The organism is Marinobacter salsuginis, from assembly GCF_009617755.1.
GTDB lineage: Bacteria > Pseudomonadota > Gammaproteobacteria > Pseudomonadales > Oleiphilaceae > Marinobacter > Marinobacter salsuginis.
In genome coordinates this window covers 1,683,704-1,697,057 of the sequence record NZ_BGZH01000001.1, presented here as the reverse complement: position 1 = coordinate 1,697,057, position 13,354 = coordinate 1,683,704, and the positions used below count along the sequence as shown (strand labels likewise).

Annotated in this window: 14 protein-coding genes; 7 read left to right on the top strand and 7 right to left on the bottom strand. The window is 57.2% G+C overall.

Annotated features, from left to right (window positions below; all coding sequences use genetic code 11):
- Positions 1-3: 3 nt before the first annotated feature.
- On the bottom strand, positions 4-408 hold the full coding sequence (locus GJU83_RS07835; RefSeq protein WP_069182183.1) for an acyl-CoA thioesterase: 405 nt from the start codon (positions 406-408) through the stop codon (positions 4-6).
- 197 nt (positions 409-605) lie between these two features.
- On the opposite strand from GJU83_RS07835, the gene GJU83_RS07830 reads away from it, so the two are divergent.
- The 5 genes from GJU83_RS07830 (at position 606) to phoU (ending at position 6,094) form a co-directional block, all read left to right on the top strand.
- Positions 606-1,646 (top strand): substrate-binding domain-containing protein, encoded by a 1,041-nt coding sequence (locus GJU83_RS07830; protein WP_370686074.1) that lies wholly within the window; start codon positions 606-608, stop codon positions 1,644-1,646.
- Between the two features lie 137 nt (positions 1,647-1,783).
- Entirely contained in the window at positions 1,784-3,172 is a 1,389-nt protein-coding gene (gene pstC / locus GJU83_RS07825; protein WP_069182181.1) for a phosphate ABC transporter permease subunit PstC, read from the top strand.
- Complete coding sequence (gene pstA, locus GJU83_RS07820; RefSeq protein WP_069182180.1) at positions 3,165-4,439, top strand: phosphate ABC transporter permease PstA; 1,275 nt, start codon at positions 3,165-3,167, stop codon at positions 4,437-4,439. The genes pstC and pstA overlap by 8 nt, the downstream gene beginning before the upstream one ends.
- 11 nt (positions 4,440-4,450) lie before the next feature.
- Entirely contained in the window at positions 4,451-5,338 is an 888-nt protein-coding gene (pstB, locus tag GJU83_RS07815) for a phosphate ABC transporter ATP-binding protein PstB (protein WP_069182179.1), read from the top strand.
- A 33-nt stretch (positions 5,339-5,371) separates the two neighbouring features.
- Complete coding sequence (gene phoU, locus GJU83_RS07810) at positions 5,372-6,094, top strand: phosphate signaling complex protein PhoU (RefSeq protein ID WP_069182178.1); 723 nt, start codon at positions 5,372-5,374, stop codon at positions 6,092-6,094.
- A gap of 175 nt (positions 6,095-6,269) precedes the next feature.
- Here phoU and GJU83_RS07805 read toward each other — a convergent pair whose 3' ends face one another.
- The 5 genes from GJU83_RS07805 to mnmH all read right to left on the bottom strand — a co-directional run bounded on the left by GJU83_RS07805 (position 6,270) and on the right by mnmH (position 10,862).
- The gene (locus tag GJU83_RS07805) at positions 6,270-6,635 is read right to left on the bottom strand and encodes a histidine triad nucleotide-binding protein (protein WP_136629860.1); all 366 of its coding nucleotides are present in this window, start codon (positions 6,633-6,635) and stop codon (positions 6,270-6,272) included.
- Between the two features lie 41 nt (positions 6,636-6,676).
- Positions 6,677-7,972 carry an FAD-dependent monooxygenase gene (locus GJU83_RS07800; protein ID WP_153634010.1) on the bottom strand — a complete coding sequence of 432 codons (1,296 nt, stop codon included), beginning with the start codon at positions 7,970-7,972 and terminating at the stop codon, positions 6,677-6,679.
- 82 nt (positions 7,973-8,054) lie between these two features.
- Positions 8,055-8,612, bottom strand: coding sequence for an aminoacyl-tRNA deacylase (locus GJU83_RS07795; RefSeq protein WP_136629862.1), 558 nt, complete (start codon positions 8,610-8,612; stop codon positions 8,055-8,057).
- 170 nt (positions 8,613-8,782) lie between these two features.
- Positions 8,783-9,616 carry a mechanosensitive ion channel family protein gene (locus GJU83_RS07790; protein ID WP_069182174.1) on the bottom strand — a complete coding sequence of 278 codons (834 nt, stop codon included), beginning with the start codon at positions 9,614-9,616 and terminating at the stop codon, positions 8,783-8,785.
- Between the two features lie 142 nt (positions 9,617-9,758).
- Positions 9,759-10,862, bottom strand: coding sequence for a tRNA 2-selenouridine(34) synthase MnmH (gene mnmH, locus GJU83_RS07785; RefSeq protein WP_153634009.1), 1,104 nt, complete (start codon positions 10,860-10,862; stop codon positions 9,759-9,761).
- A 133-nt stretch (positions 10,863-10,995) separates the two neighbouring features.
- Between mnmH and GJU83_RS07780 the strand changes: the two genes are divergently transcribed.
- The gene (locus GJU83_RS07780; protein WP_153634008.1) at positions 10,996-11,658 is read left to right on the top strand and encodes a class I SAM-dependent methyltransferase; all 663 of its coding nucleotides are present in this window, start codon (positions 10,996-10,998) and stop codon (positions 11,656-11,658) included.
- A gap of 437 nt (positions 11,659-12,095) precedes the next feature.
- Here GJU83_RS07780 and GJU83_RS07775 read toward each other — a convergent pair whose 3' ends face one another.
- Complete coding sequence (locus tag GJU83_RS07775; protein WP_069182171.1) at positions 12,096-12,500, bottom strand: VanZ family protein; 405 nt, start codon at positions 12,498-12,500, stop codon at positions 12,096-12,098.
- A gap of 97 nt (positions 12,501-12,597) precedes the next feature.
- Between GJU83_RS07775 and cysZ the strand changes: the two genes are divergently transcribed.
- Positions 12,598-13,347, top strand: coding sequence for a sulfate transporter CysZ (gene cysZ / locus GJU83_RS07770; RefSeq protein ID WP_069182806.1), 750 nt, complete (start codon positions 12,598-12,600; stop codon positions 13,345-13,347).
- Positions 13,348-13,354 lie beyond the last annotated feature (7 nt).

Below are 13,354 nucleotides of genomic sequence, written 5' to 3'. Positions count from 1 at the left end.
AGCCTAGAGGTTCTGTTCGGGGACTTCCCGGATCCGTCCATGCTCATCGATGGCGACATAGACAAACAGACCCTCGGTCACCTTGCGCGGGTTCTTGGCCGTCCGGTCCAGGGTCCACACTTCCACGCTGATCTTCATGGAGCTGCGGCCAATATCGACAAGCTCGCAGTAGCAACCTACCTGTGATCCGACCCGCAACGGTGACAAAAACTCCATCCGATCCATAGCCACCGTGGCATTGCGACCCTGGGAAATACGCCCGGCCATGGTGGCGGCGGCGAGATCCATCTGTTTTACCAGCCAGCCGGCGAAGACATCGCCATTGGCATTGGTATCGGCGGGGAGAGGAATGACCTGGAGGGTAAGATCACCACGGGGCGTGGGTTTGTCGTCGTCTAACGCTGTCATAGTACTGCCTTCTTGCGAGCCTGGAATTGTTTTACCCCGCATGGTAACGGGCTGGAGCGCCGCTGCAAGCAAATTTGAACATTCCTGACTATATTTCAGAGGCTGTAACAAAGTTGTCACAGAGTGCCATTAGTCTGCATTCATCGGTAAAGCACATCCTACACAACGTCCAAACCGAATAATGGAGACTTGACGTGATGAAACTGAACAAAGCACTCGCGACTGTAGCGCTGGCAGGCTCTGTAGCCGCCATGTCTGCACCGGCCATGGCCCGTGACACCATCAGCATCGTGGGTTCTTCCACTGTTTATCCGTTCGCCACGGTTGTTGCCGAGCGTTTCGGCACCAAGACCGACTTCAGCACCCCCAAGCTGGAATCCACCGGTTCAGGCGGCGGTCTCAAATTGTTCTGTCAGGGTATTGGTACCCAGCACCCGGACATCACCAATGCGTCACGTCGCATGAAGACCTCCGAGTTCGAACTGTGCCAGAGCAACGGTGTCAAAGACATCACTGAATTCCGCATTGGTTCTGACGGCATCGTGATCGCCAGCTCCAAGGAAGCCGAGAACCTCGACATTACCCTGGAGCAGCTGTTCCTGGCCCTGGGTTCCAAGGTTCCCGTTAACGGCGAGTGGGTCGCCAACCCCAACAAGAACTGGAGCGACGTTGACGCCAGTCTGCCGAACAAGCCGATCCGTGTGATGGGGCCTCCTCCGACTTCCGGTACCCGTGACTCTTTCAACGAGCTGGCTCTTGCCGCTGGTTGCGATGAACTGCCTGAGGCCGCCGATCTGAGCAAGGACGAGCACGCTTCCATCTGTGAAAGCGTTCGTGAAGACGGCGCCTTCATCGAAGCCGGTGAGAACGACAACCTGATCGTGCAGAAGCTGATTGGCGATGAAGGCATGTACGGCGTATTCGGCTATAGCTTTATGGAAGAGAACTCCGACCGTCTGCAGGCGGCAACCCTGAATGGCAAGGTGCCGACCGCTGAAGCGATTGCTGCAGACGACTACCCGGTGGCCCGGTCACTGTTCTTCTACGTGAAGAAGGCACACGTTGGTGTAGTTCCCGGCATTCAGGAATATGTCAGCGAGTTCACCAGCAACGCCGCCATGGGCCAGAACGGCTACCTGAAAGATGTTGGTCTGATCGTGCCGCCCCGCGCTGCGCTGATGGATCTGATGGACAAGGCAGAGAATATGCCCAACCTGACCCTGGACGAGCTCAAATAAGACCGCAGTCCGGTCAGGAACAGAGGTGCGGGTCTCGATCGAGGCTCGCGCCTTTTGCACGTTTTGGTGATCCGGTGCCAGTGCAGGGCTGAGCCTGTAAACTGTGTGCCAATCCGAAGTCGAATACAGGAATTTTCATGCAACCGGCTAATCTTTTATTACTGACCCTGGTTATGGCCGTCGTGGCTTATGGTCTTGGATATGCTCGTTCCCGGTCATTAGCGATGCCTATGGGCGGGATTCGTCATCTGAAGTCCCTGCCTTTTTACTATGGCGCCCGGGCGGCTTTATGGAGCGTTATCCCTGCTCTGCTGGTACTGGGCTGTTGGATGGCTTTTCAAGGCAAAGTGATTCAGTTAATCGTGATTGGTGGCCTGCCTCAGGATATGGTTCCTGCTACCGATGGTGAAGCAAGTCTCTTGCTGAGCAAGATCAGTAACGTCGCCAGCGGAGCATTGCCGCCTGGATTTGTTGAAGCGCCCATTGTCGAGGCTGCGGAACGGTTAAAGGCACTGCGCTCCCAGAGCCAGTTTCTGATGTCTGCGTTGGTTGTCTCGGTTGCTGTATTGGCGGGCTTTCTGGGCTGGTTAAGAATCCGGCCGCATTTGAATGCCCGTGTCCAGGTTGAATCCATACTAAAATGGGTATTTTTCGCCTGCGCGGCTTTGGCCATATTGACCACTGTCGGAATCATTTTCTCGGTAGCGTTCGAGACATTCCGGTTTTTCGGCAAAGTCCCGTTCACCGAGTTTTTCTTTGGCAGCCACTGGAGTCCCCAGACCGCCCTTCGGGCCGATCAGGTAGCATCCGAGGGTGCTTTCGGCATGATCCCCCTGTTCACCGGCACCCTGCTGATCTCAGCCATCGCCATGACTGTGGCAGTTCCGGTCGGGTTGCTTTCGGCGATTTACCTGTCCGAATATGCCGGCAAGAAGGTTCGCGGCGTGGTCAAGCCGTTACTGGAAATGCTGGCGGGTATTCCGACTGTGGTCTATGGCTTCTTCGCCGCTTTGACCGTGGCACCGTTTATCAGTGACCTTGCTGCCTCGATTGGTATTGAGGCGTCGTCCCAGAGTGCCCTGGCAGCAGGTGCCGTTATGGGCATCATGATTATTCCGTTCGTTTCGTCCCTTTCGGATGACGTTATCAATGCAGTGCCCCAGGCCATGAGGGATGGTTCCCTAGCGTTGGGCGCGACGCAGTCGGAAACCATGAAGAAGGTGATTTTCCCGGCTGCGCTGCCCGGCATCATGGGCGGTATTCTGCTGGCAGTCTCCCGGGCTATCGGCGAGACCATGATTGTGGTCATGGCGGCGGGCCTGGCGGCCAACCTGACTGCCAATCCGCTGGAAACCGTCACCACCGTTACTGTCCAGATCGTGACTCTGCTTACCGGTGACCAGGAATTCGACAGCGCCAAGACGCTGGCTGCCTTCGCATTGGGCGCCATGCTCTTCCTGGCAACCCTGTTGCTCAACGTCATTGCACTGAAAATCGTACGCAAATATCGGGAACAGTATGACTGATCAACGTTCACAGGCGGAAATTGTCCGCCAGTCGCTCAAGCGCCGCTACCGTAAGGAACGCCGTTTCCGCGCCTACGGCGTCATGGCCATTGCCATTGCATTGGGGGCCCTGATAATCCTGTTCACCGATATCATCGGCAAGGGTTACACCGGCTTCGTCAAAACCACCATCACCATGGATGTAAACCTGGATGGTGAAATGATGTACCTGGATGATCCCACGGACGAGCGTCAGATCAAGATGGCTGATTTTGTCGAGCCGCTGGTTCAGGCGTTGATCAAGGAGATACCTGGTGCAACGGAGGATGACCGGAAAAACGTTCGCGAACTGATAAACCCCTACGCATCGGTGACGCTCCGGGATGCACTGAAGGCCAATCCGGAATGGCTGGGTACCACCCAATCCATGACATTCCTCACGCACACCGACGTGGATGTCTACGTAAAGCACGCAGGGGATGACGCCTACTCGATCAAGCTGAATGATCAGCAAAAAGCCTGGGTGGATGAGCTTTTGGAGCGGGATGTCATCGAAACATCGTTCAATGATGTGTTTTTCAGTGGTGGCGATTCCCGTGATCCATCCAAGGCAGGTATTCTCGGCGCAATTGTCGGTTCGTTGCTGACCATGTTCGTTACCCTGATCCTGTCGTTCCCGATTGGTGTTGCCGCAGCGATCTATCTGGAAGAGTTTGCGCCTCAGAACAAGTTTACCGACTTCATTGAGGTCAATATCAACAACCTGGCGGCGGTGCCATCCATTATTTTTGGTCTGCTGGGCCTGGCCGTGTTCATCAATCTTTTCGGGATGCCGCGTTCGGTTCCGGTGGTTGGTGGCCTGGTGCTGACACTGATGACGCTGCCAACCATCATCATCTCCAGCCGGGCCGCAATCAAAAGCGTTCCGCCCTCGATCCGCGAGGCCGCCGAAGGTATCGGCGCCTCCAAGATGCAGGTGGTTCTGCATCATGTGCTGCCGCTGGCCATGCCTGGAATGCTTACCGGTTCCATCATCGGGATGGCCCAGGCTCTGGGTGAAACCGCACCGTTGCTGCTGATCGGCATGGTGGCCTTTATTGTGGATGTGCCCGACGGCTTCTTTGATTCGGCCACCGTTCTGCCCGTACAAGTCTTCCTGTGGGCCGGCAGCCCGGAACTAGCCTTTATTGAACGTGCGTCGGCAGCCATCATGGTGCTGTTGACCTTCCTGATCAGCATGAATGCATTGGCCATCTGGATGCGCAAACGCCTTGAGCGCCGGTGGTAAGGAGAATCAAGATGAATAGTGTGAATACAACCATTGCCAGTGAAGTTTCCCAACCGGATGAGGTCGCCGTGCCAGTTCAGGAATCCAAACCCGCTGAAACCATCATTGAGGAAGGGAAAACCGTCGGGAAGCCGTTCTCGGACGACCCAAAGTTCAAGCTTCGGGATGTCGAGGTATTCTACGGCGATTCTCCCGCCATCAAAAAAATCAGCCTCGACATTGGCCGTAACGAGGTCATTGCCTTTATCGGTCCGTCGGGTTGCGGTAAATCCACCTTCCTGCGGTGCCTGAACCGAATGAACGACAGTATCGATATCTGTCGTGTAAAGGGCTCCCTGAAACTGGACGACCACGACATCTACGATCCCAAACGGGATGTTGTTGAGCTGCGGGCCCGGGTCGGCATGGTTTTCCAGAAGCCCAACCCGTTCCCCAAGTCCATCTACGACAACGTGGCATACGGCCCCCGAATTCACGGTCTGGCCAATCGCAAATCCGATCTGGACGAAATTGTGGAAACCAGCCTGCGCAAGGCCGGCCTTTGGGATGAGGTAAAGGATCGCCTGGACGCCAACGCAACCGGCATGTCCGGCGGTCAGCAGCAGCGTCTGTGCATTGCGCGCGCCATTGCTGTCAGCCCGGAAGTGGTTCTGATGGATGAGCCCTGTTCGGCGCTGGACCCTATTGCCACGGCGAAAGTGGAAGAATTGATTGCCGAGCTGTCTGAGAGCTACACGATCGTTATCGTTACCCACTCGATGCAGCAGGCGGCCCGGGTATCCCACCGTACAGCCTATTTCCACCTGGGGCACCTGGTGGAAGTGAACGAGACCAACAAGGTATTCACCTCCCCGGAACACGAACTGACCGAGTCCTACATCACCGGCCGTTTCGGCTGATTCCGGACCTGAGGAATTTTGGAGAAGAACAGTATGCCTACGAAGAAGGACGACGTTTACGGGGATCACATCTCCCACAAGTTCAACAACGAACTGATGGAGCTCAAGACCGAGTTCCTGAAAATGGGTGGGATGGTAGAAGCCCAGGTCGAGAATGCCATTCAGGCATTGGTGGATGGTGACGGTCACATGGCCGACGAAATCCGCGCCAACGACAAGAAAGTCGACAAAATGGAAGTGGAGATCGACGAGGAAGCCACCCTGATCATCGCCCGTCGGCAGCCGACGGCACGGGATCTGCGACTGGTGATCTCGGTCATCAAGATGGTTGCCGACCTGGAGCGCGTTGGCGATGAGGCCAAGAAGATCGCCAAGCTGGCCATCAAGCTGCAGGAAGAAGGCCAGGCGCCGCGCGGCTACGTGGAAGTGCGCCACATCGGCACCCACGTGCTCAGCATGCTCCACGATGCCCTGGATGCCTTTGCTCGCCTGGATTCTGAGCAGGCGCTGCGGATCATGAAGGAAGACAAGCGCGTTGACGAGGAATATCAGGCTGCGGCCCGCACCCTGCTGACCTTCATGATGGAAGATACCCGCAACATTTCACGGTGCATGTCCGTGATGTGGGTGCTCCGTGCCCTGGAGCGGGTAGGTGACCACGCGTGCAACATCGCCGAGAACGTGATCTTCATGGTTAAAGGCGAGGACGTTCGTCATACGCCTGTGGAGGAAGCTGAGAAGGTAGTCGGCCGCTGATTTATCCGGCTTGGGAGGAGGGCCGCCGTGCGGTGCGGCTTTCCGGGACACGCTCGAGCCGTCCCTGGTCGCTTGGCTTTCGCCATCCATGGCGAAAGCTAAGCGCGCATGGATGCCTTGAGCGTGTCCCAAACAGCATTACCGGACCGCTTGCCGGCACCCAAGCTTAAAGCAATCAGCCCTGCTTCATCTTATCGGTATACGGAGGCCAGCCCAGCGGCTTGCCGGCAAGTACGTGCAGATGGATGTGGAACACCGTCTGTCCGGAGTTTTCCCCGCAGTTCATGACAACCCGGTAGCCATCGTCGGCAAACCCCTTCTCCTTGGCAATCTTCGCTGCCACCAGATAAAGATGCCCCACCAGTTCCCGATCGTCTTCGGTGATGTCGTTGATGGTGGCGATGGCTTTCTTGGGGATGACCAGAAAATGGACCGGCGCCTGCGGGTTGATGTCACTGAACGCGAGGGCGAGGTCGTCTTCGTAGAGGATATCCGCAGGGATCTCGCGGTTGATGATCTTGGTGAAAATCGTCTCTGACATGGTGACTCCTTCTGGATTGTCCTTGGGATTGTTGTTCGGTGTTAAAGCTGGTTCAGTCCCGGAATCCGGGAAGTTATCTGCCTGACCACGGCCGGCAGTTCCTCGTCGATGCCCATGGCGTAACGGGCCACGCGGTTGCGGGCGAAGGGCAGGGCGCGGGCGGCGCCCAGGCCCAGGTTGCGCAGCAGATGGACCGGCGGAATCCGATTGCTGAACAGATGGTAGAACAGATCCATGGTCAGCATCATTCGGCGGTTCGCCGGCCGGCGTTTTTGTTCATACAGGGTAAGCCACTTCGGGTCCGCCAGATCATCGCCCGCCCGCTTGGCTTCCTTGAGGGCGAACTGCAGGGCTTGGGCATCCTGGAAGCCCAGGTTCACGCCCTGGCCGGCCAGGGGGTTGATGGTGTGGGCGGAATCGCCGGCCAGAACCACGCGCCCGGAATGGTATTGTTTGGCATGTTGCCGGGCGATGGGGAACGAGGCCTTGCTGTCGATGTGGGTCAGCAGTGGCAGGCTCGCGGGAAATGATGACTGGATTTCGCTCATCAGGGTGCTGTCGTCCAGCGATTTCAGGCGAGCGAGTTCCTCGGGTGAATCGTACCAGACCAGGGAACCCCAGCTTTCGCCGGCATGCTCCGGGCCGGCACTGTGCAATGGCAGGAAGGCTCGGGGCCCCGAGGGATGAAAGCCCTGCCAGGTAATGTCTTCAACCGGCCCCTGATAACGCACGGAGATGACCATGGCCTGCTGGTCATACTGGTTCCGGGTGGTCCCGATGCCGGCGACGTCCCGGATTCGGGATTGGGCGCCATCGCAACCGACTACCAGACTTGCGAGTAGCTCGCGGCCATCGTCCAGAGTAACAGTCGCCGTATCACCGGACTGTGCCAGGGAGGCAACACCATGGCCGTGGAACAACGTCACATGGGGGCAAGCGTCGGCGGTTTGCCAGAGTGCCTGCTGGGTGACCGAGTTCTCGACGATGTGTCCCAGGTGGTGTGCGCCCAGTTCGGTGGCGTCGAATTGGACTTCGGCCAGTTTCCGGGGCACGAGATTCTGTAGCGGAAAGCGGGTTTCATCCCAGACGGCCAGTCGCTTGTAAGGCGTTGCGCGCATTCCAAGGATGTGGTCCCAGGCGCCGAGGCTCTGAAGATAGCGCTCGCTGCCGGCGCTAAGCGCAGAAACCCGGATGTCCGGGGCGGTGTCTGGACTAAAGGCGGGCGGCGGAGACCGATCAATGAGTGCAACACTGAAACCATTCTGGCCGAGGCCAGTGGCCAGTGCGGCACCGACCATACCGGCGCCAACTACCACAATATCAAAGGCTTGAGTCATATAGGTTTCCTGTCTGATGCCCCAAGTTTACGCGATGGCGGCAGCCAGACAAGAGACCGGGATCAAGCCGGCAGAAAAAGCCTCAATACCCGACCATGCCTGATACCCGCTGCTTGTCAGCCTCCTCTGGCCGGCGACGGCCTTTGACCAGCCAGGCGGGCTTCTGGGCCCCCGGTTTATTGAAGCCCTGGTTCAGTACCATCGGTTGCACAAGGTTAATAAAATCGGCAGTTTTCATGTGGACCGATTCGCTGTGGCTGCCAGCGGCAAAGGCCAGTTCCGGCTGTTCGGTCAGGGCTTCGGCGCAGTACACGGTCATACCGAACAGGTTGCCAAAGGGCGGCATGGCGCCCACTTCGCAATCCGGGAAGCGGTCTTTGAATTCCTGTTCGTCCGCAAGATCAATAAAGTCGGTGTCCAGAATACGGGATAGCCTGTCCCAGCGGATTCGCCAGGTCGCCGGCATCACCAGCATCGCCATTTTGCCATCAAGCTCGATGATGACCGTTTTAACGACGCGGTCGCCGGCGATTTTTACGTGGTGGGCCAGTTCCTGGGCGGTATACGCAGGGGGGTGAGAGAGGCACATGTACTCGACACCTGCCTCATCGAGGAATTCCTTCAACTGCTGTACCGGCATAGTGACAACCTCCTACCAGCAATGACAGCGTTCCGGAGCCCGTGTGGATCAGATTGCCTGGCCCCGATGGCCTGGCGGGGTCGCTAAACCCCGCCATTAATGGTCAGCTTAGTCGAGGTTACGCAGTTTGCGAGTAACCGGATGTATCAATGAGAAACCGATCGCGAATCTCAGTCGGATTTGATCATATGCACATCGCGCTGAGGGAACGGAATGCTGATGCCCTCGGCGTCGAACGCTTTCTTCACTTTCTCGTGCATGTCCCAGTAGAACGGCCACAGATCAGCGGACTTGGTCCAGGCCCGAACCGTCAGGTCGACGGAGCTTTCGCCAAGGGCGCCCACCACGATGAGGGGTGCTGGGTCTTTCAGTGCCCGCTCGTCTTCTTCGATGAGGCGCTTGCAGACGGCCTTGGCCTTGTCGATGTCATCGCCGTAGCCAATGCCGAAGCTCATGTCGCAACGACGGGTTTCATAGGCGCTCAGGTTGGTCAGGCTGGCGTTGGCCAGTTGCCCATTCGGGATCACGATCCGGCGGTTATCGAAGGTATCGACAATGGTGTAAAGGATGGAGATTTCCCGGACGGAGCCAAGGTAGCCCTGAGCATCAATCGTATCGCCAACCTTGAAAGGCTTGAAGATAAGGATCAGCACGCCGCCAGCGAAATTGGCGAGGCTGCCCTGCAGCGCAAGACCGACGGCGAGACCGGCAGCACCAATGATGGCAATGAACGATGTTGTGGCAATGCCAACCATGGAGGCGACAGAGATCAGCAGTAGAATCTTGAGAATTGCGCCGATCAGTCCGCAGAGAAACTTGTTCAGGGTGGGGTCTTTCTTGCCCAGCTTGTTGTCGAGAACTCCGACAAAGCGGTTGATCAGCCACATGCCCACGATCAATGTGACAATGGCCAGCACGACTTTTGGTGCGTAAGTCATCACCAGGGAGACGGCTTGATTCATGAGTTCCGAGGCGCCTCCCTCAGCGCCGAAGAGATCTTCCATAATGGACTCCTTGTTCGTTGGTATTTTTCATAAGTATTGGATTAACGGACAAAATCTTGCAACAACGTGATTCGTCTACTTCTGTATATAGCAGACAAATGTCAGAGATGTGTGTCGCAGGAAAAAATGTTCATTCAGTCGCTTACGCAATTGAGCGCTCGCTGGCCCACTGGAGAATGGTTTTTGGGCCCCCGCGGACCAGAATCCGGCCTTCCTTTTGGCCCATTTGGTAGTCGTACATGGGGTCGTAATAGTCCTTCAGCAGTGCCTCAATCCAGGCGTCATGGGTGCCAGTCCGTCCGGTGGTTTCCTGCTGCAGCAGCGCCTCTTCCATCAGACCTCGCAGTTGCCTGTGACGTTCACCACCCAGGCGCTTGCGGATGCGATCGATGGCGCTCAGCAGATAGTCCCGGAAGTTCAGCCAGCCAGCTTCGGTTCCGTCGCGGTTCACGTAATCCGCAAACATGCCCTCGACATAGTCCTCCCGGATGATGCCAATGCGCTCTTCCATGGGTTGTTCGAGAATCAGTAGTGGCGACTCCGCCATGCGGTTTTTAAGGGATTCGGGCAGGGCGCATCGCCCCACCAGCCGGCTCTCATCTTCCAGGTAGATCGGGCCGCCCTTGAGGTGGTGGGCCTTGAGCATGGCCACGGCCAGCCTGTTTTCGAAATCGATCTGTGAAGGTTGGGGGGTCACCTGGCGCCCGAAACTGGACCCCCGGTGGTTGGCCAGGCCTTCTAGATCCACCGGGTTCGGCAGCTGTTGTAGAACCCGCGTCTTGCCGGTGCCGGTGCGACCACTGAGAATCCGGAATTCACCAGATTTGACCTGCGCTTCCAGGCTGTCAATCAGAAACCGGCGCAGCGCCTTGTAGCCGCCTTTGACCAGCGGGTAGTCAATGCCAGCGTCCCGTATCCACTGTTGGGTAAGCCGGGACCGCAGGCCGCCCCGGAAACAGAACAGATAACCTTCGGGATGCCGGGCAACAAAGCGTTTCCAGGCTTCGATGCGTTGGGCCTTGCTGTCACCGGACACCAACTGATGGCCGAGCTCAATGGCCTTGTCCTGGCCTTTTTCCTTGTAACAGATGCCGACCCGGTGGCGCTCCTCATCGTTCATCAGGGGCGCGTTCTCCGTGTTCGGAAAACTGCCACGGCTGAACTCCACCGGTGCCCGGACGTCCATCAGTGGTACGTCATTCAGGAACAGGGAAAGGTAGTCGTCGGTGTCGGGTCTGCTTGCCATTTCAGCGGTAAACCAGTTGTCAGATGGAGGCGGCAGTATAGCGGAAATGGGGGTTTTCTGCTTGTCGCGCCCTGTTTCCCGTCCCTGTCATGGGTACAATGTCGCCTTCTTGAAACCTGAGGTTGGATAGCCCATGTCAGCCGACTGTCTGAATGCGCATCTTCGCAAAACGCTGGCCCGTGGCCGGGTTGCCGTTTCCCGTCCCGCTGGCTGTGAGCGCGTCGCGCTTTATCTGTTTGACCCGACCGTTCTTGAGGGGCCCCTGTCCCACGAAGAAGCCCAGGCAGTGGTTGCCGAACCTGCCTACTGGTCGTTTTGCTGGGCCAGTGGTCAGGTGCTCGCCAGCTGGATTCTGGACAACCCCGGGTTGGTCGAAGGCAAACGGGTTCTCGATTTTGGTTCCGGTTCCGGGATAGTGGCCGTGGCTGCGGCGATGGCTGGCGCCCGTGAAGCCATCGCCTGTGATATTGATCCGGCAGCGCTGGAGGCAGCCAGTGCCAATGCGGCTCTTAACGGCGTTTCCGTTGGCCTCTGCCAGGACTGGGCAGATCGCCCGGATGAGCTCGATGTCGTAACAGCGGCGGATGTGCTCTACGACCCGGAAAACCGACCGTTGCTCGGCGTTTTTCGAGAGGCGGCACCTAGAGTGCTTCTGGCGGATTCACGAATGAAAGTGTTGGGTGACAGTGCCTATCGCAGGCAGACAACGATTGAGGCCCGGACCTGGCCAGATCTTCACGAATTCGAGGAGTTCAATAAGGTGCGCATCTATCTGGCCGAAGGCGTCGCCAGATAACGGGGATGCAGCAGGAAGCGTATAAAAAATAAAGGGCAACCAGTCGGTTACCCTTTCTCGGAACAGGTCGGCGCATCCGTGCGCATTGGGCAACAGCCGTGTTGCGAGATCCTTGAGCCACTCCGTGGTGCCGGCATCCGAGCCGGCTATCCGAATAGTTATCCCTCAAGCGAGGCGTCCTTGAGTCCCTGCCTCTCCCTGCATTCCTTGCCGGGGTGCATCCAGTGCGTCGTCCTTTTCCCTGTCATCCTTGATGTAAACACTATACCAATTGAATTCTGACAAACGCGTGAACTCTGCATGGGGTGCGGGCGAGCTCAGCGAGGTCGTATCCAATAAAATATGGTTATCAACGGGTTAGGTTTTTACTAAGGGCATATTCGCACCACTGCGCACGTGATATCACTGCAAGATCTCACGCTCTTGTGAGAAATCTCTTACAAAGATCCTGGCGAATTTCGCAAATCCGGTTTTCCCAGCCTGCGAAGACCCGGCCAGGGGAGGAGTCCAAGTGCGATGCCTGCGCCATCGGCAGCCAGGTCTGCCAGAGAAAATTCGCGGTAGGGCAGATTTGCCTGGATGATTTCGATGCCCAGACCAAAGCCGAGGAGCGCCGGTACAAACCAGATTGCCCGCAGTTCCGGCCAGGCCAGTCGTGTCAGGATGGTCAACTCAAGGAAGGCGACCAGGTGGTTTATCTTGTCGCTTGAAGAGGAGGGAATGGGGTAAGGGTTGTCGGTTGTTGCAAGAAACCCGATGGCGAGCACGGAAATCACAAAGGCTGCCCGCCAAAGGGGCCGGTACTGCAGCAGACTGGTGAGTTGTTGTTTCAGTGTATCCATCGCGGAAGTCCCTGAGTGCTCTCGGGCTGTGGGAATGTTGTCAACATGATATGCTTTGCGGCCCGTCATTGTCATGGAAGCGGAGGTCCTGCCAGCGATGCTCAAGGGTAATTTTTTTCGTGGATTGGGCTACCTGGGGGAAGGTTTCCGCCTGATTCGTCAGCCCGGTCTGCGGCTGTTCGTCATTATTCCACTGGTTATTAATATTCTGCTCTTCGGATTGCTCTTCTTCTTTATGGGAGAGCTTTTTGCCGGGCTGATTGCCGCCGCCATGGCCTGGCTGCCGGACTGGGCGTGGCTACAGGCGCTGGACTGGCTGTTCTGGATTCTTTACGGCGCAGTCATCGTGCTTATGCTCGCCTACGGCTTTGTGATTGTTGCCAATTTGATTGGTTCCCCTTTCTACGGCTATCTGGCTGAGCTGACGGAAAAGCACCTGACCGGTCAGGAAGTGAATACCGACGACAGCTGGGCGGCCATCATCAAGGATATCCCCCGTGCGCTCTGGCGTGAGGTTCAGAAAATCCTGTATTACCTGCCGAGGGCTATCGGCCTGCTGATTATCGGTCTGATACCCGTCGTCAATCTGGTTGCGGCTGTTCTCTGGTTTCTCTTCAACAGCTGGATGATGGCGCTGCAATACGTGGACTACCCGGCAGACAACCACAAGGTCAGTTTCCCCGCCCTGCGCCGGTTGCTCGGTGATACCCGCTTGTCTGCTTTCGGCTTCGGAGTGCCAGTGGCATTGGCTGCCATGGTGCCTGTACTGAACCTGTTCGTGGTGCCTGCGGCGGTTTGCGGGGCAACGGCTTACTGGGTGCGTGAGAACGGCGCCACAAGAACGTAATTGGTCT

Excerpts from the sequence above, each read along its gene's own strand:
- GJU83_RS07780 (WP_153634008.1), top strand. The coding sequence starts at position 10,996 with ATGTCAGCCGACTGTCTGAATGCGCATCTTCGCAAAACGCTGGCCCGT.
- GJU83_RS07795 (WP_136629862.1), bottom strand. The coding sequence starts at position 8,612 with ATGCCGGTACAGCAGTTGAAGGAATTCCTCGATGAGGCAGGTGTCGAG.
- pstA (WP_069182180.1), top strand. The coding sequence starts at position 3,165 with ATGACTGATCAACGTTCACAGGCGGAAATTGTCCGCCAGTCGCTCAAG.
- GJU83_RS07835 (WP_069182183.1), bottom strand. The coding sequence starts at position 408 with ATGACAGCGTTAGACGACGACAAACCCACGCCCCGTGGTGATCTTACC.
- GJU83_RS07775 (WP_069182171.1), bottom strand. The coding sequence starts at position 12,500 with ATGGATACACTGAAACAACAACTCACCAGTCTGCTGCAGTACCGGCCC.
- GJU83_RS07805 (WP_136629860.1), bottom strand. The coding sequence starts at position 6,635 with ATGTCAGAGACGATTTTCACCAAGATCATCAACCGCGAGATCCCTGCG.
- pstC (WP_069182181.1), top strand. The coding sequence starts at position 1,784 with ATGCAACCGGCTAATCTTTTATTACTGACCCTGGTTATGGCCGTCGTG.
- GJU83_RS07790 (WP_069182174.1), bottom strand. The coding sequence starts at position 9,616 with ATGGAAGATCTCTTCGGCGCTGAGGGAGGCGCCTCGGAACTCATGAAT.
- GJU83_RS07830 (WP_370686074.1), top strand. The coding sequence starts at position 606 with ATGAAACTGAACAAAGCACTCGCGACTGTAGCGCTGGCAGGCTCTGTA.
- phoU (WP_069182178.1), top strand. The coding sequence starts at position 5,372 with ATGCCTACGAAGAAGGACGACGTTTACGGGGATCACATCTCCCACAAG.
- pstB (WP_069182179.1), top strand. The coding sequence starts at position 4,451 with ATGAATAGTGTGAATACAACCATTGCCAGTGAAGTTTCCCAACCGGAT.
- cysZ (WP_069182806.1), top strand. The coding sequence starts at position 12,598 with ATGCTCAAGGGTAATTTTTTTCGTGGATTGGGCTACCTGGGGGAAGGT.
- mnmH (WP_153634009.1), bottom strand. The coding sequence starts at position 10,862 with ATGGCAAGCAGACCCGACACCGACGACTACCTTTCCCTGTTCCTGAAT.
- GJU83_RS07800 (WP_153634010.1), bottom strand. The coding sequence starts at position 7,972 with ATGACTCAAGCCTTTGATATTGTGGTAGTTGGCGCCGGTATGGTCGGT.